Source organism: Pelotomaculum propionicicum (assembly GCF_004369225.1).
Taxonomy (GTDB): domain Bacteria; phylum Bacillota; class Desulfotomaculia; order Desulfotomaculales; family Pelotomaculaceae; genus Pelotomaculum_B; species Pelotomaculum_B propionicicum.
The window spans coordinates 21,187-43,174 of the sequence record NZ_QFFZ01000020.1 but is presented as its reverse complement, the minus strand read 5'-3'; the positions used below and the strand labels follow the sequence as shown (position 1 = coordinate 43,174).

23 protein-coding genes are annotated in these 21,988 nt (G+C 49.6%); 2 read left to right on the top strand and 21 right to left on the bottom strand.

Annotated elements, in window-relative coordinates:
* Window positions 1–23: 23 nt before the first annotated feature.
* The 4 genes from Pmgp_RS10300 to Pmgp_RS10285 form a co-directional block, all read right to left on the bottom strand.
* On the bottom strand, window positions 24–1,979 hold the full coding sequence (locus tag Pmgp_RS10300; RefSeq protein ID WP_134213899.1) for a XylR N-terminal domain-containing protein: 1,956 nt from the start codon (window positions 1,977–1,979) through the stop codon (window positions 24–26).
* 214 nt (window positions 1,980–2,193) lie between these two features.
* Complete coding sequence (locus Pmgp_RS10295) at window positions 2,194–3,123, bottom strand: LysR family transcriptional regulator (protein ID WP_134213898.1); 930 nt, start codon at window positions 3,121–3,123, stop codon at window positions 2,194–2,196.
* A 187-nt stretch (window positions 3,124–3,310) separates the two neighbouring features.
* Complete coding sequence (locus tag Pmgp_RS10290; protein ID WP_134213897.1) at window positions 3,311–3,535, bottom strand: non-oxidative hydroxyarylic acid decarboxylases subunit D; 225 nt, start codon at window positions 3,533–3,535, stop codon at window positions 3,311–3,313.
* Between the two features lie 46 nt (window positions 3,536–3,581).
* The gene (locus Pmgp_RS10285) at window positions 3,582–4,877 is read right to left on the bottom strand and encodes a non-oxidative hydroxyarylic acid decarboxylases subunit C (protein WP_134213896.1); all 1,296 of its coding nucleotides are present in this window, start codon (window positions 4,875–4,877) and stop codon (window positions 3,582–3,584) included.
* A gap of 393 nt (window positions 4,878–5,270) precedes the next feature.
* Here Pmgp_RS10285 and Pmgp_RS10280 point away from each other — a divergent pair, with 393 nt between their 5' ends.
* Window positions 5,271–5,864 (top strand): UbiX family flavin prenyltransferase, encoded by a 594-nt coding sequence (locus Pmgp_RS10280; protein ID WP_134213918.1) that lies wholly within the window; start codon window positions 5,271–5,273, stop codon window positions 5,862–5,864.
* A gap of 129 nt (window positions 5,865–5,993) precedes the next feature.
* Here the strand turns inward: Pmgp_RS10280 and Pmgp_RS10275 are convergent, their stop codons facing one another.
* Window positions 5,994–6,371, bottom strand: coding sequence for a proteasome assembly chaperone 4 family protein (locus tag Pmgp_RS10275; protein WP_134213895.1), 378 nt, complete (start codon window positions 6,369–6,371; stop codon window positions 5,994–5,996).
* 165 nt (window positions 6,372–6,536) lie between these two features.
* Here Pmgp_RS10275 and Pmgp_RS10270 point away from each other — a divergent pair, with 165 nt between their 5' ends.
* Entirely contained in the window at window positions 6,537–6,749 is a 213-nt protein-coding gene (locus Pmgp_RS10270) for a hypothetical protein (RefSeq protein ID WP_134213894.1), read from the top strand.
* On the opposite strand, the gene hisE is transcribed toward Pmgp_RS10270, so the two are convergent.
* The 16 genes from hisE to purE all read right to left on the bottom strand — a co-directional run bounded on the left by hisE (window position 6,744) and on the right by purE (window position 21,937).
* Window positions 6,744–7,046, bottom strand: a complete 303-nt coding sequence (gene hisE, locus Pmgp_RS10265; protein WP_134213893.1) for a phosphoribosyl-ATP diphosphatase — start codon at window positions 7,044–7,046, stop codon at window positions 6,744–6,746. The genes Pmgp_RS10270 and hisE overlap by 6 nt on opposite strands.
* 58 nt (window positions 7,047–7,104) lie before the next feature.
* Complete coding sequence (hisI, locus tag Pmgp_RS10260; protein ID WP_134213892.1) at window positions 7,105–7,497, bottom strand: phosphoribosyl-AMP cyclohydrolase; 393 nt, start codon at window positions 7,495–7,497, stop codon at window positions 7,105–7,107.
* 210 nt (window positions 7,498–7,707) lie between these two features.
* Window positions 7,708–8,466, bottom strand: coding sequence for an imidazole glycerol phosphate synthase subunit HisF (gene hisF / locus Pmgp_RS10255; RefSeq protein WP_134213891.1), 759 nt, complete (start codon window positions 8,464–8,466; stop codon window positions 7,708–7,710).
* The gene (gene hisA / locus Pmgp_RS10250) at window positions 8,467–9,207 is read right to left on the bottom strand and encodes a 1-(5-phosphoribosyl)-5-[(5-phosphoribosylamino)methylideneamino]imidazole-4-carboxamide isomerase (RefSeq protein ID WP_134213890.1); all 741 of its coding nucleotides are present in this window, start codon (window positions 9,205–9,207) and stop codon (window positions 8,467–8,469) included.
* A complete protein-coding gene (hisH, locus tag Pmgp_RS10245; RefSeq protein WP_134213889.1) occupies window positions 9,201–9,812 on the bottom strand; it encodes an imidazole glycerol phosphate synthase subunit HisH in 612 nt (203 codons plus the stop codon). Before hisH ends, hisA begins: the two co-directional genes overlap by 7 nt.
* Window positions 9,813–9,849: 37 nt before the next feature.
* On the bottom strand, window positions 9,850–10,443 hold the full coding sequence (gene hisB / locus Pmgp_RS10240; RefSeq protein ID WP_134213888.1) for an imidazoleglycerol-phosphate dehydratase HisB: 594 nt from the start codon (window positions 10,441–10,443) through the stop codon (window positions 9,850–9,852).
* Between the two features lie 81 nt (window positions 10,444–10,524).
* Window positions 10,525–11,607 carry a histidinol-phosphate transaminase gene (gene hisC / locus Pmgp_RS10235; RefSeq protein ID WP_134213887.1) on the bottom strand — a complete coding sequence of 361 codons (1,083 nt, stop codon included), beginning with the start codon at window positions 11,605–11,607 and terminating at the stop codon, window positions 10,525–10,527.
* Window positions 11,608–11,696: 89 nt separating this feature from the next.
* Complete coding sequence (locus tag Pmgp_RS10230) at window positions 11,697–12,017, bottom strand: YerC/YecD family TrpR-related protein (RefSeq protein WP_134213886.1); 321 nt, start codon at window positions 12,015–12,017, stop codon at window positions 11,697–11,699.
* Between the two features lie 407 nt (window positions 12,018–12,424).
* A complete protein-coding gene (gene purD / locus Pmgp_RS10225; protein WP_134213885.1) occupies window positions 12,425–13,696 on the bottom strand; it encodes a phosphoribosylamine--glycine ligase in 1,272 nt (423 codons plus the stop codon).
* A 379-nt stretch (window positions 13,697–14,075) separates the two neighbouring features.
* Window positions 14,076–15,617: a bifunctional phosphoribosylaminoimidazolecarboxamide formyltransferase/IMP cyclohydrolase gene (purH, locus tag Pmgp_RS10220; RefSeq protein ID WP_134213884.1), complete on the bottom strand. Its 1,542-nt coding sequence runs from the start codon at window positions 15,615–15,617 to the stop codon at window positions 14,076–14,078.
* Between the two features lie 18 nt (window positions 15,618–15,635).
* On the bottom strand, window positions 15,636–16,247 hold the full coding sequence (purN, locus tag Pmgp_RS10215) for a phosphoribosylglycinamide formyltransferase (protein WP_134213883.1): 612 nt from the start codon (window positions 16,245–16,247) through the stop codon (window positions 15,636–15,638).
* A 28-nt stretch (window positions 16,248–16,275) separates the two neighbouring features.
* Entirely contained in the window at window positions 16,276–17,319 is a 1,044-nt protein-coding gene (purM, locus tag Pmgp_RS10210; protein ID WP_192902881.1) for a phosphoribosylformylglycinamidine cyclo-ligase, read from the bottom strand.
* A 195-nt stretch (window positions 17,320–17,514) separates the two neighbouring features.
* On the bottom strand, window positions 17,515–18,954 hold the full coding sequence (purF, locus tag Pmgp_RS10205; protein WP_134213881.1) for an amidophosphoribosyltransferase: 1,440 nt from the start codon (window positions 18,952–18,954) through the stop codon (window positions 17,515–17,517).
* A 201-nt stretch (window positions 18,955–19,155) separates the two neighbouring features.
* Window positions 19,156–19,881, bottom strand: coding sequence for a phosphoribosylaminoimidazolesuccinocarboxamide synthase (gene purC, locus Pmgp_RS10200; RefSeq protein WP_134213880.1), 726 nt, complete (start codon window positions 19,879–19,881; stop codon window positions 19,156–19,158).
* Between the two features lie 17 nt (window positions 19,882–19,898).
* Complete coding sequence (purB, locus tag Pmgp_RS10195) at window positions 19,899–21,194, bottom strand: adenylosuccinate lyase (protein WP_134213879.1); 1,296 nt, start codon at window positions 21,192–21,194, stop codon at window positions 19,899–19,901.
* 218 nt (window positions 21,195–21,412) lie between these two features.
* Window positions 21,413–21,937: a 5-(carboxyamino)imidazole ribonucleotide mutase gene (purE, locus tag Pmgp_RS10190; RefSeq protein WP_134213878.1), complete on the bottom strand. Its 525-nt coding sequence runs from the start codon at window positions 21,935–21,937 to the stop codon at window positions 21,413–21,415.
* Window positions 21,938–21,988 lie beyond the last annotated feature (51 nt).

The window sequence follows — 21,988 nt, the reverse complement described above, 5'->3', positions numbered from 1 at the left end:
CCTTCCCTTTCCTTATGCCCTTGTCATGGTGAATACACGCGATCTTTCTTATCTTTGACTAAACACCATATTTTCAAGGCCAACTCTAAATCGAATCTTTTATTTGGTTCTTTCAGGTCAAAGCCACCTATTTCACATATCTTTCTGATACGATATTTAAAACCACCCGGGGTCACAGCTGCAGCCTTAGCGGCATCTTTAATATTGCCGTTATAATTAAAAAAGTAATGCAGGGTTTCTACAAACTCACTATTGTACTTAGCATCATATTTCATCAGCTCGCCCAGTTGGTTTTGCATAAAAGCCAGCAGATCCTGCTGATTGGAACCTTTAAAAAACAGTGCGAATGTACCCAGACAATCAAAGGAAATCACCATGTTTTTTTGTTTTAAGGCTCTTATGACTTTTAGAGCCCATTTGGCTTCCTGGTAAGACTGGCTGAAGTCCCTGGGCGTATGGCATATTCTACCTATGCCAATAGAAACAGTAACTGACGGTAGCTGCTTGGCAATCATTTTCTGCATGTTCCGTGCCAGATCAATGGTATCAGAAGGGGTACTATTGCTTTCCAGCGCTGAGATAACAATAATATTATTGCCATTGGTCGTAACCGTGCCGCATCTATGATGCTTAATAAAAGTCTTGTAAATTATTTCACAAAGCCGCTCCTTTAAATCCGGCAGTTTACTCACGCCGCGCCCGGACCGCCCGGGCGAACTTACGTTATCTAAATTAATCACGAATACCCGGTGCGGACGTTTAAGATTGTAGCCAATACAGCGTGCTCTTTCGATGATAGAAGCTTCAGAATTGAAGGTGCCTTCGATTAATTCGACAACATAGTCACCTATTAAACGGTTTTCCGTTTTGGCGACCGTACGGTCCTGCATCATCTTGAGCGCAAAAACCGCAACCACAAATTCCATCATCATCTGTTCATGTTCGGTAAGCTGATTTGAGGTTTTAAAAATACTAATGTAGCCCATGACTTCCTGTTTAGTTATGATTGGGTAAATAAACTGGGAAACTTTTTTCTTAGTCAGCTCCGCTGGAAGCCTGACAGGCCTTTTTTCTTCTAATAACATGGTAGCCAGGTGGCGCAGCCGCCAGTCACCGATGACATCTTTAGTTGAAAAACATGCTTGAGCAGTCTGATAATTTTCCTCTGTCAGAGTTGGGGAATAATATGCAACCGGCTGAAAAGACTTGTCCTCAACGATTACTGTTCCACCAATAATCCTGCCCACCGTGTTTGTAATTGTTGATATTTCTTCCCCGTCTATGACCATTCTGGTCAACTGTTCATGGATAGCCACTGATTGTTTTAAAGCCTCATTTTGCTCCTGAATACTGGTATTAGGCCAATCCATCCCTTGACCAAGGTTGGTTCCGTGGTAGTATTTCAACTCCGGACGAATTTCCTCGCCCCAATCAGACAACTTCTTGCCAACGTAACGGCAGCACTGGTCACCCATGGCAACACAAGATACTTCCTTGATAATTACCCGTTCACCAAAGAAGGCCGACATAATTCCGCTAGCGTAGCCCACCAGCGACCAGCATACTGGCTCCGTCGCGGAACCAAAATGCTTGATGTGGTGTTCCGCTTCGTAAGAATCATGCCAAGTGCCTTCACATAACCAGGTATGTCCGTCTTTATTGCGGTGGTTAATAAGAGGAGTGACGTTGGCCATACCAACAAATTTATGGTAAAGTATGGCCAGTTGATATCTATCATTTTTTTCTTCCTGCGAGAAATCACTCATGATACTTTCAACATCTTGATAACCATTGTTAAAACCGAAGCGAATTAAAAAACCCTTAGCTTTTTCTATACCCAGGGTATAGATTAGATCCTTGCGCAGGACTCCGATTGCGTTGGCATTAAGAATGAGTACACGCTTGTCCTTAAAGTAATTTTGGCCTGACCCCGCCTGCAGTCTGAGCATTTCCTCCAAATGCGTTTCACTAACCTTCATCTAATCCACCCCTTTGTAGATAAAAGCCAGCACATCCCACAATCATTATATCACTGCATCGCAAAGCTGCTCTGATTTTCTTTTGTGACTGCAGATAAACCTGAGAAAAGACTTTCTTAGTGCATAACATGAGCAGGTAAATTTTTTACAGCTATATTGCTAAGCTGAGCTGTCTGTACACATCTTTTACATGTCAGGTTATTTAAACTATCTTCTATGAGCTTTGAGCTAATTGCTGCATCACTGGCATTTGGGGCTCACTCTCCGTTTTTAACCATTGTGAAGTAAACTTTAAGAAAACTTTAAGTGCCGGGGGTAAACCTGTATTATTGCGTGTAACAAGAGCAATTTCTCTGTGTATTGATGGTGTGAGCGGAATGATCTTTATGCCGGCGTCACGCTCCTCTTCGGCCACTTTGGATGAAAGCACCGTGACACCGAGTCCCTCACGGACAAAACTAAGCATTGTTTTAACCACAGCACAGCTCATTACGATGGTAGGAGTAAAGTTCGCTATCAGGCACGCATTATGGAAATCCTGATAGTGTCCGGAAGTGGCGGGTGTGATAATAAACTTTTCATTTTGCAGCTCTTTCAGTTCTACTGACAACCTGTTGGCTAAGGGATGCAGGTAATTAGTAACAAGAACCATTTTATCGGTCACCAAAGTGTTAACCCGGAAACTTTGATTCGGTTTAGTAATCTGCACAAAAGCCGCGTCAATTTTTGAGGAATGCAGCATATATAAGAGATCTTCACACTGTCCTTCCAATATATCCAGCTTTATCCCCGGAAATTTCTTTTGAAAAGATGACATCAGATTGGGCAGGTTGTAATAACCAACCACCGCTAATGCTCCAAGTTTAAGATGACCTTTCTTAATGGACACATATTCCTGGATGCAATCACGGGCTTCACTTACTTCTGACAATATGCGTTTGGCATGCGTGACAAATTCTCTTCCTGCCGGTGTGAGCTGTACATAGCGAGTTGTCCTCTCAAACAAACTGGTACCCAATTCACTCTCAAGCTTGGTAATCTGTTGGGATAGTGAGGGCTGAGATACTTTAATATCTTCTGCAGCACGTGAAAAATTCTGGTGATGTGCTACAGCTAATACATAATCTAGCTGATGTATTTCCACAATACTTCTCCTACCCTCCTGGTGGAATGCTTCTTTAATGCTCTTTGTATGGAGAGAACCATCTGAAAACCAAAACGGTTTTCAGATGGCCTCTTAATCCCCGTCCATTCCCTAAGAGGAGGAATTGGTTAAACAGGGGAATTATCAAAAATGGTTTAAAACGAGACTATCTGTAACTAACCACAAATTATTTTTTAAGCGGCGGAACAGGAACCAGAATTTGAAGATCCGACACCTCTTGGGTGAATTGGAAATTCTTATCGCGTAATTCCGGAGTGATTACCTCTGGCTCTTCGGTATTACGCCACGTAAAATTGCAGCGGCTGCAGGCATACATCTCCCAAGCGCCACTTTTATCCGGAGCTTCAGCAAATTTTGCTGCGGTATCATGTAAACAACGCACACACTTCATGCATGTATTCCTCCTTTTAGTAAACTCGGTATTATATTGTCAAAAACTACTTCTTAGTTGCTGCCTTTTGCAGATCAGCGATTATTTTCTCAAAACCCTTTGAATCAGGATTGTCAATCAGCCTGGTATCGCGCAAAATCAGATCCGGAGCAGCCGGTTGTGTCGCGTCAACAATAAACTTAGCTCCCATACCAGCAGGTTCAGAGGTGGGATCAAGCGGCATGCCAGGTGTGTTTGGAATAACAATAACGTCTTTGGCAGGACGCACTCTGGCAGATAAAGACCACATCACCTGTTCCAGGTTGAACGGGTCGACGTCGGGGCCAACCAGGATGATGTTTTTGCAGTAGGAAATGCCGTGCGGTGTAGAAGCCAGGCGGAAAGCAACTGACTTGGCATAGCCACCGAAACGGTTGCCGGTGGAAATAATAGCTGTCAAGCCATGTTGATACATAGCATTGACGGCAACTACTTCGGGCATGGTCTCCTTCAACTGCTTGTAAAGCGGCACGCAGGTATTGAGGCCCATCAGGTAGTCGATTTCAGTCCAGGGACGGCCCATAAAGAGGTTCTCAAAAATTGGAGCTTTACGATGGGTGATACACTTCACTCTGAACTGAGACTGGAGGCGCATGCCTGAATAGCTGCCGGGGAATTCGCCAAACGGCCCTTCCGGTACCCGCACGCGGGGGAGAATTTCACCTTCAAGTACGTACTCGGCATTGGCCGGGATATCAAGATCGGAGGTCAGGGCTTTGGTGAGTTCCATCGGGATGCCGTTAATTGCTGCAGCAAACTTGTACTCTGACTGGTCGTAGTTGATCGGTGTGCTGGCCATAAAGGTGAGAACCGGGTCGACGCCCAAACATACTGCGATCGGCAGTGGCTTGTTTGTTTCTTCCGCATGGGTAATATGTCTGGCAATATCATGGAAACCTAGAGCCTGGATACCAACGAGGTCTTTACCCATCACCTGCATCCTGTAGGTGCCAACGTTTTGTGTGTCAAAGTTGTCAGGCTCATAAGGGTCTTTGGTAACTACTGATGCTTTGGAGAAGAAGCAACCGGCATCCCATTTGTTAATCCGAAACATCGGCAGCATTTCAACTATGTTGATATTGTCTTTAATTACAACTTCATGACAAGGTGCTTTGTCCTTATCTATAAACTTGATTTCGCCGGGATACTTGTCCCACGCGCCGAGAAAATTAAAAAACTGTTCTTTGACTGGTGTGTTTTTATCCATACCCATCATTACAGCAATGTTAGCCCATGAACCATGGACGTTTAAGGCCACACTCTTGCCAGGGTGACCCTTAATGTTTTCAATGTAAATATTCACTTTTCACTAATTAAGTTTTCTAAGAGTAATGATTGATCTGGTTTTTAAAGTTAACATTCCTTCTTCTTCCAGTTATTTGATAAACTCATGGGTGGCATAAGGATCTAACATGGCAAGGTGCGGAAAGCTAAACACATGGGCATATATTTAGAATAAATGGCTATCTACATGGCCTAATATGCCCTAATAACCTGGTCAACTATCAAATTGGTCAGTAATTTATCGATTTTTGTATCCTACCTGATCATAGAAAAGGGCTAGCAGGCATGATAAGCTCATAATCAGACAATTGAATAGGTAGAGATTTAAGCATGTATACCTGTTGATGAGTGGTGTGGACTACCACTCATCCATACAGGTATATAGGTGGTAAAAAGAGGAGGATTGATTTTGATGAAAATTGTCTTGGCGATATCAGGGGCCACCGGGGCATTATATGGCATCAAATTCCTCGAAGAAGCTAAAAAAGCCGGGTTGGAAATACAATTAATCTTAAGTGACTCAGCTAAAAAAACAATCGAACTGGAAACAGATTATTCACTGGAAGTTATAAATGAACTGGCCAGCTGCCAATTTTCTAATAGTGATATAGGCGCACCACCGGCAAGCGGCTCCTTTTTGCACCAGGGGATGGTAATTGCTCCTTGCAGTATGAAAACACTTTCCGCGATAGCCAACGGGTATGCGGGTAATTTAATTAACCGTGCCGCCGATGTAACAATTAAGGAAAGGCGCAAGTTGGTCATGCTGGTGCGTGAAACCCCATTCAGCCCGATCCACCTGGAAAACATGCTTAAATTGTCCAGGCTCGGGGTAGTGATTATGCCCCCGATACCTTCCTTTTATAACAAGCCAAATACAATAGATGACATTTTCAGGCAGATGACTGGGCGGATATTTGACCAATTAGGGATTGAGAATAACCTGGTAAACAGGTGGGCAGCAACAGCCCAGCGCCTGACTCTAACCAAAGAATTGGCTGTCTAACAGGAACTGCACTGCAGTTATTATTAAAAGGCAGGACGTTAAACTTAACGTCCTGCCTTTCATTTTAGCCACAAGGAATAATTTGCATATCCTGCTTACTACTAGTGACAATGGACCTTATCGCATGCCTTAACTGCAGGCAGCGGCAACCAAATCATTTAATGCTTCCTGCACCAGCTGACCTACCCGCCGGATATCCTCTGGCTTGATCCGGTCGTTATGGATGCCGCAGGTAACCACTACTGGCGCGTTGAGTTTGCTGGCCAGAAAATGAGCTGCCGGGCGGGCAATCTCATCTTCCTTATGCCCGGTCAAGGTCAATACTGAAACGGTAGCGCTTGTTTGCTCCGGATTTTGCAGGCTCGGGCGCGGAATACCCAGAGCTATGGCACCCAGGTGCGGAATTTCCCCGCCTGTAATGATTACATTCCAATCCCTGCCCATAGCGATTGCCTGCAATTCAACATTTAGCCCGCCGTATTTCTTGCTGATTTCAATAATCCCCATTTAATCCAACCCTCCTGAAAAAACCACTTAGGTGTGCTTTAATTATATATTTTAAATGGCAGACGCCGTATAATATTCATCGTATTTTCAGGTTTTGGTCACATAATAGTAATATACTTCAGATAAAATTAGTTTTACAAAAAACATGAAAAGTGAGGCATTGATATGTCTGCCATACAGCTAAACACAGAAAACAGGTTCTTTCACTACCCGCACCTGGCGGAGGCACTGCTGTTGGATGTGTGTTTTGTTGATTTGATGATCTTGGCCGAAAACGGTCACAAACCCAAAAGACTGAGGGCCCGCCAGCCTCTGCAAGTGATAAGGGAGACATCGCGGGAAGAAAATAAGCAGGTCTGTCTGAGGAGGTTCTTATAAGGGAGGGTTTTTCTTTTTATTTCTGCGAGCAGACAGTTCGCCCCGGACATCAGACGGCGCAATGCCGTGCCAGGCCATAAGTACCAGCAGGTGGTAGACCAGGTCTGCCACCTCGCCGGTTAAGGCTTTCCCGCTGCCGTTTTTTGCCGCGATTATTACCTCTGCGGCTTCTTCACCAATCTTTTTCAGTATTTTATCTTCGCCCTGCTCAAAAAGGTAGGCTGTATAGGAACCGGAGTCCTGATTATTCTCCCGCCTGCTTTGTATAACGCCATATAGTTCTTCAATAATATCCATGGCTTTTTCCTCTGCGCTTTTCCCTATAGATTTACAGGTGAAACTTTACTATGCAGGGTCAGGATTTTTTACCGTAAACCTGATCCGGGTCGAAATATCTCTCACCTATAACTGTTACTCCGCCATCCTGCTCCAGGCGGTAGTGAAAACATGAATAATACCCTTCATGGCAGGCCGCGCCATCCTGCTCTACCTTCACCAGCAGTGTATCCCGGTCACAATCGTAAAAAACCTCTTTCACCTTTTGAACGTTGCCGGATGTCTCTCCCTTGTGCCAGAAAGTTTTTCTGCTGCGGCTCCAGAACCAGGTTTCGCCAGTCTCCAGAGTCTTAGCCAGCGACTCCCTGTTCATGTAGGCCATCATCAGCACAGTCCCGCTGGCCGCGTCCTGAACAATAGCCGGGATCAAACCAGCCTCATTGTATTTTAAGCTGTTTAAATCAAACGCCATTTCTTTTCCCCCATTAAATTGTGGAAGCAAGGGGACGGTTCTCTTGCTTCCTTCCTTAATTAACGATATTTACAGGCATCAATTCTGTAGGTCCGGATTTATCCGGACATTCTGTTCGATTAAAATTAAACCTAGGCTCTCTATAGCTAACAAGTTGTTTACGACTTCTTGTTTTTCCCACGTCCCATTTCTCACGTCTCACATCCCAATCTATATCCTCACGGGCACCCCTATTGAGCGCAGGTAATCCTTGGTTTCCTTTATGGAATACTCTCCGAAGTGAAAGATCGAAGCAGCCAGAGCGGCATCAGCCTCTCCTTCTGTCAGCCCCTCTGCTATATGTTTAAGGTTGCCCACCCCACCGGAAGCTATTACCGGAATGTTAAGTGCCCTTACAATGGCCCTGGTTAAAGGTATGTCATAGCCGTCCTTGGTGCCGTCCCTGTCCATACTGGTCAGCATTATTTCCCCGGCGCCCAGGGCCTCCACCTGCCTGGCCCACCCGACAGCGTCGATTCCTGTAGGAGTCCTGCCGCCGTGAATGTAAACCTCCCAGCTTTCCGGGCCCGACTGCCGGGCGTCGATGGCCACAACTATACACTGGCTGCCGAACCTGCCGGCAGCCTCGGCCACCAGGCCGGGGTTTTGCACGGCAGCGGTGTTGATAGTGACTTTATCCGCCCCGGCGCTTAAGATGGCCCGAATATCTTCCAGGCTGCGGATACCCCCGCCAACCGTATAGGGAATAAACACTTCTCCGGCGGTGCGGTAAACCATGTCCAGGGTGGTTTTACGCCCGTCCGACGAAGCGGTAATGTCCAAAAAAATAAGTTCATCCGCCCCTTCCCTGTCATAAAAGGCGGCAAGTTCAACCGGGTCCCCGGCGTCTCTGAGGTTGATAAAGTTCGTGCCCTTGACAACCCTGCCGCCGGTTACATCCAGGCAGGGGATGACCCTTTTTTGCAGCATTTAACTGACCTCTCTCTCCTCAGCCGCAATAGACAGGGCTTCACTGATCGATACAGTACCGGCGTAAAGAGCTTTACCCATGATCACCGCATCCACACCCAGCGGTTCAAGCTTCTTAAGCGCCCTCAGATCGTCCACCGTGGAGACGCCGCCTGAAGCAATTACTCTCAGGCCGGTTGTGCGGGCAAGCTCTCCGGTAGCTTCAAGGTTGGGCCCCTGCAAGGTGCCGTCCCGCCTGATGTCTGTAAATACAACCCTTTTTATGCCAAGGCCTTTCATTTCCTCAGCCAGTTCAATCGTCCCTTTTTCCACGGTAAGGCCCCACCCTTCAATGGCAACCCGCCCGCTGCGCCCGTCTATACCCACCAGTATGGCGTCGCCGTACCTGGAGCAGGCTTCGGCTACCAGTTCCGGCTTTAATATGGCTGCTGTACCAAGTATTACTCTGGCCGCTCCGATTTCCAGCAGGAGTTCCACAGCCTGCATATTCCTTATACCCCCGCCCACCTGCACCGGGATTTGGACTGCGGCCAGGATTTCTTTGATTACATCAAGGTTTTTTGGGGCGCCGGAAAAAGCTCCGTCCAGGTCCACCACATGGAGCATTTGGGCTCCTTTTTTCTGCCACAGTGCCGCCATCGCCACCGGGTCGTCCGAGTAAACAGTTTCCTGGTCAAGCCGCCCCTCGACCAGGCGCACACACTTCCCTTCCCGCAGGTCAATGGCAGGGATAACTAACATGTCTTAACCACTCTCCCAAAGTTTTCTAGTATCTTAAGCCCCAGCGCACTGCTTTTTTCAGGGTGAAACTGAATGCCGTAGACCTTGTTTTTCCCCACTATTGAAGCAAAATGAACCCCGTATTCGGTAAGCGTAAGAGTAATCTCTGCGTCCACCGGTTCCACAGCGTAGGAGTGAACAAAATAAAATGAAGAACGGTCGGGGATGCCGTCAAGCAGCGGGTCAGGCCGGGCTATCTCGATTTGGTTCCAGCCCATGTGAGGTACTTTTAAACCCTCGGGAAGGCGGCGCACTTGTCCCGGGAAAATACCCAGCCCCTGTGTGTATCCCCATTCTTCACTGGCGTCAAATAGGAGCTGCTGCCCCAGGCAGATGCCTAAAAAAGGTTTCCCCTCCTTGATCGCCTGCAGGATGACTTCTACCATTCCCGCCGCGCGCAGGTTGGCCATGGCGTCGGCAAATGCGCCCACACCAGGCAGAACCACCCCGTCAGCCTGGTCCACCTGCGACGGGTCGCTGACCACAGCAGCCTTTACGCCGACTTTTTCAAACCCCTTGTACACGCTCCTGAGGTTGCCCATACCGTAATCTATAATAGCAATCATTTTTTCTGCCGCCTGTCCTTAAAAATCAGCTCTACAGCTATTCCAAAGTCCCCTTGGTGGAAGGTATTTCTTCTCCGCCTGTCCTGGCACACGCATCTTTTAACGCCCGGGCCACCGCCTTGAAGATGGCTTCAATGATGTGGTGGGTATTCTTGCCCGACAGCAGGCGTATGTGCAGGTTAAACTCACCGTTAAGCGCCAGCGCCCTCATGAATTCCTCGACCAGTTCCGTATCGAAATCACCTATTCTTGCCGCAGGCATGGGCGCGTCAAAGGCCAGGTAACCTCTGCCGCTCAAGTCCACCGCGGCCATAACAAGTGTTTCATCCATAGGTATAATGGCGTGCCCGTACCTGTTTATCCCCGTTTTCTCACCCAGGGTTTTATTAATGGCCTGCCCCAGGCACAGCCCGGCATCTTCAACCGTATGGTGGCCGTCAACAGCCAGGTCCCCACGGCCGGTCAGCTCCATATCAAAAGACGCGTGCTTGGCAAAAAGCTGCAGCATGTGGTCCAGAAAAGGAATGCCTGTGGTTACCCAATAAACTCCCTCTCCGTCAAGGTTTAAACTGACATTAATTTCTGTTTCCAACGTTTTTCTGGTAACATAAGTTGCGCGTGCTTGAGACATTTTATCACCCCTGCAAAATTTTTTTAATCTTACTCAGATGACACCTGTTAAGTCATCATTAACCTGTGCCCAATGCCCGGTTCAGGCCGCACAGTTCTTTAATACGTCACCAAGTTGCTTAATAAAGGCCCTGTTCTCCTCAGCTGTTCCCACCGTCACCCGCAGACAGCGGGGCAGAGAGATGCTTTCAACATTCCTGATCAGTACGCCTCGTGTTAGCAGCCCGCGATAAATCTTTTCAGCCGGCAGCGGTGTCTTGAACATAATAAAATTTGCCTGGCTGGAGAAGGCTTCTACTCCCGGCAGCGCCGCTAATTCCGCAAAAAGCACCTCCCTTTCCTCCAAAATCCTGGCCACCCTTTCCCTGAAAACAGGCAGGTTTTCCATAACCACACTAGCGGCTGTCTGAGAGAAAACATTCAGGTTATATGGCTGTTTAACTTTAAGCAGCTCATTTATTACCGGCCGGCCGGCCAGGAGATAACCGACTCTCAGGCCTGCCAGGCCAAAGGCCTTGGAAAAAGTACGCAGGATTACCAGATTGGGATACCTGCTCAGTAAAGGTACGCAGGATTCTCCCCCGAATTCGTTATAAGCCTCATCAACCACAATAATTTTGCTGGTGTCCCCGAGAATATTTTCAATAGAAGCGAGCGGGGTGGCATTACCGGTCGGGCTGTTGGGAGAACAGATGATCACCATCTTAACTTCCGGTAAGGAGGCGGCGCTTTTTAGACCTGACGCGTCTATTTCAAAATCACTGCTGCGCGGCACTTCAATTTTCGCACAGCCTGCGATCCTGGCGTGCTCACCATACATAGAAAAGGTCGGGGCGGCGACCGCGAATTTCGCTCCCGAGCCAAAAGCCAGCATCAGGTTTAAAATAATCTCATCGGAACCGTTTCCCACCATTATGTTATCCGGGTTAACCCCGGTGTAGTCAGCAAGCCGTTCTCTAAGGATCTTTGCTCCGGGGTCGGGGTAACGGCTGATATCCAGAGAGCTTGCCGCCCTGTATATCTTCACCAGTACTTCCGGAGGGAAGCCATATGGGTTTTCGTTAGCATCAAGCTTAATCACATCCTGATAATAAGGCGCATCATACGGTATGAAATCTTTTAAGTCTAGACGCGCCAGGGCAGATGCGTTAAACGTTCTATTCATTCTATGAGTAGCCCCATTTCCCCTTTAATTTTTCTACATTTTTCATACATATTAGCGTGCCTGACAGCTGTGTGAATCATTACAGCCGCCTAGGAATTAATGTCATCAACACTGTCCTTTGCCGGCGTCAGCCTTTCCAGCACCAGCTTATAACCGTCGGCCCCGTAGTTGAGAGCCCTCTTAACCCGGCTGATCGTGGCCGTGCTGGCGCCGGTACGGCTGGTTATTTCCCAGTAAGTCCGGTTGGTCTGGATCATTTTAGCGACCTCCAGGCGCTGGGCCAGGGATTTTAATTCCGCCACGGTACAAATGTCTTCGAAAAACTGGTAGCATTCATCAATATTTTCTAAAACAAGCACAGCTTCAAACAGTCGATCCAGCAGGTCATCCCTTAGTTTGCCGGAGTACATTGCAACACCCTCTTGCTTTAGTAATGCACCACTTTAACATTTTAACACGCTAAAGAACAAAATGCAAGAAAAAATACAAAGTCCGGCGGAGTCTGCCCAGACTGTCGACAAATTAAGATAACACTAAGTCCATGATGTTGAAACAAGCTGCTCCATTGCGGAGCGTCGTCAGTAAACTTAGCGAAGCTGAGGTTGCAAAATTGGATTCGCGGACAAGGATGTCCGCGAAAGCCTGAACTGAGCCAGGACGGCGAATTGAAGGCGGTCCAATTTCGCCCGAAGCGAGCTCTAGTTTACTAGACGCGGAGCAGAGGAGCCAAGCGGGTTTCAACACCATGGACGACTTTGTCAACAAACTGAGCAAACTCCGGCGGAACCTGCCAAAAATAATTCTGAGGTCCGAAACCTTATTTTATCCGCTCTATAGCCTTGTAGCCGATATCCCTGCGGTACTGCATACCCTCAAAACTAATATTGTCAACAGCTTTATAGGCGGACTCGATGGCCTGCAAAATGTCCGGCCCGGTGGCTGTAACCCCCAGTACCCTGCCTCCCGCGGTGACGATCTTACCTTCCTTTGCCGCCGTGCCGGCGTGAAATACAACCACGTTCCCGGCAACCCGGTCCAGTCCGCTGATAACTTTGCCTTTCTCATAAGCCCCCGGATAACCCCCGGATGCGAGCACAACACAGACAGAAGCCTGTTTTTTCCACCTGATCTCAATCTTGTTCAGGCGGCCTGCCAAAACAGCGTCGATTATTTCCACCAGGTCGGTATCCAGCAGGGCAAGCACCGGCTGAGTCTCGGGGTCGCCAAAGCGGGCGTTGAATTCCAGCACCTTGGGCCCCTGCTCTGTTACCATCAGCCCCGCGTAAATAACACCGCGGTAAGTACGTCCTTCCGCATCAAGAGCCCTGATCATCGGAACAAGTATTTCGTCCATAACCTGCTTATGCAGCTCCGGAGTATAAACAGGCGCCGGCGCGTAAGCGCCCATACCACCGGTATTGGGACCCTGGTCATTGTCGAAGGCACGCTTATGGTCCTGCGAGGAAACCATGGGGACTACGTTATAACCATCGGTAAAGGCTAAAATGCTAACTTCTTCACCCAAAAGGCATTCTTCCACGACGATACGGTCTCCGGCCGTACCGAAATCTTTATCCACCATGATCGAGTTCACCGCGTTAACAGCAGTCTGTTTATCCAGAGCCACGATCACACCCTTGCCGGCGGCCAATCCTTCAGCCTTGACCACGCAGGGGGCGCCGGTACGGTCTATGTAAGAAACCGCTGCCGCCGGCTCGGTAAAAACAGCATACCCGGCAGTGGGGATGTTATATTTGGCCATGATGTCTTTGGCTACCACCTTGCTGCCTTCAATTTCAGCGGCGGCGCGTGACGGCCCGAAGACTTTAAGTCCGGCCTGCTCGAACTGGTCGGTTAGCCCGGCGCACAACGGGGCTTCAGGACCTACCACAGTAAGGTCAATGCCTTTATCCCTGGCAAAAGCCAAAAGACTGGGGATGTCCTCAGCGCTAATGCCAACGCAGACAGCGTCCCCGGCAATACCGGCATTGCCGGGCGCGCAGTAGATTTCCTTAACCCGGGGGCTTTGCTTCAGCTTCCAGACCAGAGCGTGCTCGCGCCCGCCGCCGCCTACCACCAGCACTTTCATTAATAATCCCTCCCAGTTTGGTCGTGAGATGTGAGTCGTGGGACGTGGGGGCTTACAGGCATTCCCTAGGGTCCTTTGTGCAAAAAAACTTGCACCTGTGATCTATAGGGTAGTTGCCCATGCCGCTGTTGCGGCACCACGAAGGTGAAAATTGTAGGTTCGATTTCAATCGAACAACGGCGCGCCAGCGCCGAATGCGTTTGAGACCGCTGCAACATTGTGCGACTAAAGTCGCACCTACAATTTATAGGCAACCCAGGACGTTTTTTTCAGGGTAGCTTTTTCCAATTACCAATACTTCCCTGGCAAGTCGAGAACCTTACCTTTTGCTTCCCACGTCTCAATTCTCACGTCTCACGTCCCAATTCTCACGTCTCAATTAGTGTTTGAAGTGTCTCATGCCGGTGAAGACCATGGCTATGCCGTGTTCATCGCAGGCTTTGATCGATTGTTCGTCCCGGATGGAGCCGCCGGGCTGGATAATAGCCGTTATACCGGCTTTGGCTGCCTCAATGACGGTATCTTCGAACGGGAAAAAAGCATCAGATCCGAGCACGGCGCCGCGTGCTTTTTCACCGGCCTGTTCAAAAGCAATCTTGGCGGAACCCACCCGGTTCATCTGGCCGGCGCCTACCCCGATGAGTTGGCGCCCGCTGGTAACGACAATAGCGTTGGACTTCACATGTTTGGCCAGGGTCATGGCAAAAAAGAGTTCTTCCATCTCTTCTTTAGTCGGCTGCTTTTTGGTAACCACCTTCAGTTCCGCGGGGTTTAATACTTCCCGGTCGAACTCCTGCGCCAGCAGTCCGCCGTTTACCTTTCTGATCTCAAGCCGGTCATTGGTCTGCCCGGTAATCTCGCCGGTCACCAGCAGCCTTAAATTAGCCTTGGCCTTCAAAATCTTGAGTGCCGCATCATCGTAGCCCGGAGCGATAATTGCCTCTAAAAATATTTTAGTCATTTCCTCGGCGGTCGCCGCGTCCACAACCCTGTTGAAAGCCACAATACCGCCGTAGGCGGAGACAGGGTCGGCCTCCAGCGCTTTTTTGTAGGCGCCGGTCAGGTTTGCCGAACAAGCGCAGCCGCAGGGGTTGTTGTGCTTTATGATCACCGAGGCAGGATCGCTGAACTCTCGTACCAGCTCAAAAGCTGAGTTTAAATCGAGAATATTGTTATAAGAAAGCTCTTTGCCCGAAAGCTGCATGGCATTGCCCACACACGGGCCCGAAGTTGACGAGTCACGGTAGAAAGCAGCCTTCTGGTGCGGGTTCTCCCCGTAACGAAGGATCTGTGCCCGCCGCGCCTGAATGTTCCAGTCAGGCGGAAACAGCTCAGCGCCGGTCCCCAGGTTTTCGAGATAAGCGGTAATGGCCGCGTCATAAGACGCTGTGTGAGCAAAGGCCTCCAGGGCCAGGGACATCCGTAGCTCACTGCCGGCCTGGCCGCTGCGCAGGGCCTCCAACACTTCACTGTAACGTTCCGGATTCACGACAATAAGAACATTTTCATAGTTCTTGGCAGCGGAGCGGACCATGGTGGGACCGCCGATGTCAATGTTTTCAATAGCTTCTTCCAATGTCACACCAGGTTTGGCCACAGTCTCCCGGAAAGGATACAGGTTCACCGCCACCAAATCAATGGGGGTAATATTGTGGTTTCTGAGCTGTTCCAGGTGGTCTTTATTACGCAGGGCCAGGATTCCCCCGTGCACTTTCGGGTGCAGTGTTTTCACCCGGCCATCCAGAATCTCGGGAAAACCGGTAACATCAGAAATATATCTAACAGGCACACCTGCTTCCCGCAGGGTTTTGAGCGTACCTCCGGTGGAAACAATCTCCACCCCCAGTTCAGCCAGACCCCTGGCAAACTCAACAACTCCGTTCTTGTTTGATACGCTGATTAAAGCGCGTTTAACCGGCATATGCATCTCCTCCATCTTTTATTTAACTATAGTAACTTTTCTGCCGTTCAACTTAAGGCGCCCTTCGGCAAAAAGCCCAACGGCTTCAGGGTAAATTTTGTGTTCCTGTTCAAGGATGCGGGCGGCCAAAATGTCCGCGGTGTCATTATCATAAACCGGAACAACAGCTTGCAGAATTATAGGACCGGTGTCCATGCCATCATCGACAAAATGCACTGTGCAACCGCTGAATTTCACTCCATACTCCCAGGCCTGCTCCTGGCCATGCAGCCCCGGGAAAGAAGGCAGCAGCGCCGGGTGTATGTTCATAACCCTGTTGGGGTAAGCCTCCAATAAAACACTGCCCACCAGCTTCATGTAGCCCGCCAGGCAGACTAAAGCGACTCCATGTTTTTTTAACTGCTCTAATATGGCTTTTTCGTAATCCGTTTTGGAGGCAAATTCACGCCTGTCGACATATACAGCGGGGATGCCGGCCTTGCGCGCCCTTTCAAGCGCAAAGGCTCCTTCCTGGTCACTGATCACTACTGCTACTTCCGCGTTAATTTTGCCTGCCGCGGCAGCGTCCATGATCGACTGAAGATTTGAACCCCGCCCTGACGCCAGAACACCCAATCTTAATTTTTCCAATGCTTCTCCCCCCTTCATACGTGAGGAATTAAACAAATATCACCTCTGGCCCGCCTGCCACTACTTCACCAATAAGATAACTCTTCTCACCCCTGGCAGACAGGTCAGCCATAACCTCTTCAGTTTGTGCGGCGGCGACCACGGCTACCAGGCCAATACCCATGTTAAAGGTCCGCAGCATCTCCTGCTCCGCCACGTTCCCTTTTTGACGGATCAAATCAAAAACCGGGGGAACGGGCCATGAACCCAGGCTGATCTTGACCCCGGTTCCCTGCGGCAGGACACGGGGTACGTTTTCCTTCAAACCACCTCCGGTAATATGAGCAAGCCCTTTGATCTCAAACCTGTCCAGGAGCGGCGCGACCGCTTTAACATAGATCACGGTCGGTTCCAGCATCTCTTCACCCACGGTACGGCCCAGCTTTTCCTGATAAGTATTTACACTGAAACCGGCGATTTCAAATAAAACCTTTCTGGCCAGTGAGTACCCGTTGCTGTGCAGCCCCGCAGAAGGAAGGCCGATTAAGCGGTCACCCGGCACAATCCCACGGCCGTCTACGATCTTGCCGCGTTCTACAACGCCTACGGCAAACCCGGCCAAATCATATTCATCAGGGCTGTAAAAGCCAGGCATCTCGGCAGTCTCACCGCCGATCAGCGCGCAGCGCGCCTGGCGGCAGCCTTCAGCCACACCTTCCACAATACTGGCCACCTTTTCAGGGAAAAGCTTGCCCACAGCAAGGTAATCCAGAAAAAACAAAGGTTCGGCACCCTGTACCAGAATGTCGTTCACGCACATGGCCACCGCGTCAATACCGATTGTGTTGTGGCGGTCCATCAGCATGGCTACCCTGAGTTTGGTGCCCACCCCGTCTGTACCGGCCACGAGGACCGGCTCGCGGTATTTGTCTTTATTCAGAGCGAAGAAGCCGCCAAAACCACCTATGTCAGTAAGCACCTCCGGCCTGAATGTGCTCTGCACAGACTTGCGCATCAGGTGCACCGCCCTGTTACCGGCGTCTATGTTCACTCCGGCGTCCACATAGGTCAGCTTTTTATCTCTCCCGGTCATTATTAACCTCCATATTGAGTTTTGAGCCGTGGGACATGAGCCGTGGGATATTGGGATATGGGTCGTAAGACGTGGGAAGTGGGTATATCCTGCATTCCACCCGGGTCATTAAAGAGTCTTTTGACCCGTAAGGCTATCTTTTAGTCCCATTTCTCACTTCAAACGTCTAACTTCCCACTTCCCATATCCCACGTCTCATTCAAGCACGTACTTGCCGCTGCCGTTGGTGTCTGAAATATCTACGGGGTAATCACCGTTAAAGCAGGCGGTGCAAAAAACAGCCTGATTTTCGCCGAAAACACCCAGCAGTCCCTCCAAACTGAGATAATGCAGGCCGTCCGCTCCGATATATTGCCTGATCTCTTCCACATTTTTTTTAGCAGCTATAAGCTCTTCTTCATTTGAAGTGTCTATACCGTAAAAACAGGATTTTTTTATAGGCGGAGAACTGAGCAAGAAGTGTACTTCCTTTGCTCCGCTATCCCGTATTAATTTCACTATTTTACCGCTGGTGGTGCCTCTTACGATAGAGTCATCCACCACCACTACCCGCTTCCCAGCCAGGACATCCCGCACGGGGTTGAGTTTAAGTTTCACGCCAAGGTCCCGGTTATTCTGACTGGGCTGGATAAAAGTCCGGCCGATGTACCTGTTTTTCATCAACCCTTCTTCGTAGGGAATGCCGGACTCCAGGGCGAATCCCCAGGCAGCGGTTTTACCGGAATCGGGAACGGGGATGACTATGTCGGCATCGACCCGGTACTCCCTGGCCAGCTGGCGCCCCATTTCACGGCGCACCTTGTTGACGTTGAAACCGTCAATGCGGCTGTCCGGGCGGGCTATATAGACGTACTCAAAGATGCAGTGCGCCCGGTTGCCACTCTGGAAAGCCTTTCTTGAAGTAAGCCCGTTTTCATCAATTATTATTATTTCCCCGGGCTCCACATCCCTCACCAGTTCAGCCCCAACAGTGTCAAGCGCGCACGACTCCGACGCCAGCACATAAGCGTCGCCGCGGCGCCCCAGGCACAGTGGCCTGAAGCCGTGGGGGTCACGCACACCGATCAGGCTTTTTTCAGTTATGATTACCAGTGAATAGGCGCCCTTTATGTCAATCATCGTTTTCATGATGGAGTCTATAAGACTGCCCTGGCTGTATCTGGCAATGAGATTCACGATAACCTCACTGTCCGTGGAGGACTGGAAAACCGACCCGTTTGAAAACAACTGGGAGCGCAGTGTGTTAACGTTGGTCAGGTTGCCGTTGTGAGCCAGACCGATCATTCCCCTGGAGCAACGAAATACAAGGGGTTGTGCGTTGACCAGATGGCTCGAGCCGGTTGTGGAATAGCGGACATGCCCTATAGCGATGTGCCCCTGCAGGCTGCTTAAGCCTTCCAGGTCAATAGCCTCTGAAGCCAGCCCCATACCTTTTTGCAGTTGAATCCTTCTGCCGTCGGCCACAGCAATGCCGGCGCTTTCCTGCCCCCGGTGCTGCAGGGCGTACAGCCCGTAATAGGTAAGTCTCGCCACATCAAGTCCGGCGCCGTAAATGCCGAAAACACCGCACTCTTCCTTCAGCTTGTCCCAGGCGTGCCCGCCTTCAGCCAGGCTCTTTGCGCATCTCCCTGTCATTTTCAAACGCTCCTTACTCTATTTGAATACTTTCGGAAAGTCCTACCGTTTGTCATTGCGAGCGTTAAGCGAAGCAATCTCCGGCTCTTACCCCCGCTTTATACTGTGAGATCGCCACGTCGCTTTCGTTCCTCGCGATGACAGAACGGTCTTTGCAAACCGACTTTCCGAAATTACTCTATTTTAGGCAACCAGATATATTTACTTCTGGTCTGAACTCTTTCCCGTCAGCCGTCTGAACACTTCCTCATACGCTTCTTCAACACTGCCCAGATCGCGGCGGAAGCGGTCTTTGTCCAGTTTTTCACGGGTGTCCCGGTCCCAGAAACGGCAGGTGTCAGGCGATATCTCATCGCCTAAAACAACTTGCCCCTTATGCAGGCCAAACTCAAGTTTAAAATCCACCAGGTCAATTTTTTTATCTGACAGGTATTCCAATAAAATGTCGTTTACTTTTAAAGCTATATCTTTGATCGTGTCAATTTGTTCGGGTGTAGCCAGGTCGAGCGCCCTGATGTGGTATTCATTAATCATCGGGTCGCCCAGTTTATCGTCCTTGTAGTAAAACTCCAGCACCGGGCGGGACATAGGTGTGCCTTCAGGCAATCCCAGGCGCTTGGCCAGGCTTCCGGCGGCAATGTTGCGCACTATGACTTCAATCAGGATGATTTTTAACGACTTGACCAGCATTTCCCGGTCACTGACCAGTTCCACGAAATGCGTGGGAATACCCTTCTCTTCAAGCAGCTTAAAAAACACCGCCGAAATCCGGTTGTTCAGAACACCCTTGTTTTGGATGGTCCCTTTTTTCGCCCCGTTAAAGGCAGTGGCGTCGTCTTTATAGTCCACCATGAAAAGGTCCGGATCAGTGGTGCGGTACACCTTTTTGGCCTTTCCCTCGTACAGTTGTTCAAGCTTTTCAGGCATTTAACCTACCTCCATTCCTATAAATCAAATCTTTTATAAATGAAATCAATATTTTTCAAGTGGTAGTTATAGTTAAACAAGCGGCTTATCTCATTTTTTTCCGCCAGCGCGGTGATATCATTGTCAGCCAGCAGCAGGTCAAGAAAACTCTTGCCCGTCCGCCAGGCCTCCATGGCGTTGCGCTGTACCAGCTCATAAGCCCGCTCCCGCGACAGTCCTTTCTCATCCACCAGGTATAAAAGGACGCGCTGAGAAAAGATCAGGCCGTGTGTGCGCTCGATATTCTTCATCATGTTTTGGGGATAAACTAAAAGGTTGGTGATAATATCGTTAAATTTCGCCAGCATGTAATCCAGGGTGATGGTGCTGTCGGGGATAATCACCCGCTCCACTGAAGAGTGTGAAATGTCCCGCTCGTTCCAGAGCGGCACGTTTTCCATGGCTGCCAGGGCGTTGCCCCGCAGGAGGCGCGCCAGGCCGGAAATGCGTTCCCCGGTGATAGGGTTGCGTTTATGAGGCATGGCTGAAGAGCCCTTCTGTCCTTTTTTGAAATTTTCCTCGACCTCCAGAATATCGGTCCGCTGCATGGTGCGCAGTTCAGTGGCAAACTTGTCCAGCGAACTGCCTATCACTGCAATGGTGGTAAGGTACTCGGCGTGGCGGTCACGCTGCAGGACCTGAGTTGATACATTAGCTGGTTTCAGTCCCAGCCGTTTGCAAACGTGGGCTTCCACCCGCGGGTCAATATTGGCATAGGTGCCGACAGCGCCGGAGATTTTCCCCACACTTACGGTTTTCACCGCCTGTTCCATCCTCCGGATGTTGCGGTCGGTCTCATCCACCCAGAGCAGCATTTTCAGGCCGAAAGTAATCGGCTCGGCGTGGATGCCGTGGGTGCGTCCGATCATCATCGTACTGCGGTGCTCCACGGCCTTTTCCAGCAGTACCTCCCTACAGCGCCGCAGCCTTGTCAGGATATGCCGGCCGGCTTCTTTCATCAGGGCGGCTAAGGCTGTGTCAAGCACATCCGATGACGTAAGGCCGAGGTGAATGTATTTGGCGGCTTCACCTACGTATTCCCCCACATTGGTGGTAAAAGCGATAATATCATGGTTTGTGATCGCCTCTATTTCTGCGATGCGCTTTATGTTAAAGTTAGCCTTCTTTTTAATCTCCCGCAATGCCTGCCCGGGCACCTGGCCCAATTTGGCCATGGCCTCGCAGGCGTATATCTCCACATCCAGCCATTTGCGAAACTTGTTTTCCTCCGACCAGATTCGTTTCATCTCCGGCAGAGTATAGCGATCGATCATAGTTTAAGTACCTCCCGAGTTTCTTGAAAAACAATTTGACAGGATTAACAGGATTTTTAAAGATTTACAGAATTTATTTATTTTATTAAAAGACCATCTTCATTTTTAAAACATATAAATATAAATTTACATCCTGACAATCGTTATTTTTAAATAATGTAATTCCATCCTGTTAATCCTGTTTTAATCCAGTAAATCCTGTCAATTTGTTTTCTTGTTTACATTCCAGTCCGGATCATGTATCCCTCTATGCCCAGCTCGGCCAGCAGGTCATTTTTTTCCTTTACCTGTTTGGCCAGCTTTTCTTTGTAGGCGATAACTTTGGCCCTGATCTCAGGGTTGGCCGAACCTATAATCTGAGCGGCCAGAATCCCGGCGTTCTTGGCGCCGTTGATGGCCACCGTCGCCACCGGCACGCCGGAAGGCATTTGCACGATAGCATACAGGGCGTCAACACCACTCAGCGCTCCAGATTTGATAGGGACTCCTATTACCGGCAGGGGGGTGCAGGCCGCAATGACACCGGGCAGGTGAGCGGCGCCTCCCGCGCCGGCGATAATAACCGACAGCCCGCGTGCCGCGGCGCTGCGGGCATATTCCGCCGTTTGCTCAGGCGCCCGGTGAGCCGACGAGATAACTATTTCACTGCTCACCCCAAACTCTCCCAGAATGCCTGCCGCCTCTCTCATAACCGGCAGATCGGAATCACTGCCCATAATGATGCCGACCAGGGGCTTTTCCATAAAATCTTACTCCCTTTTCATTATTTATAAGATTAGAATATTATTTGACTG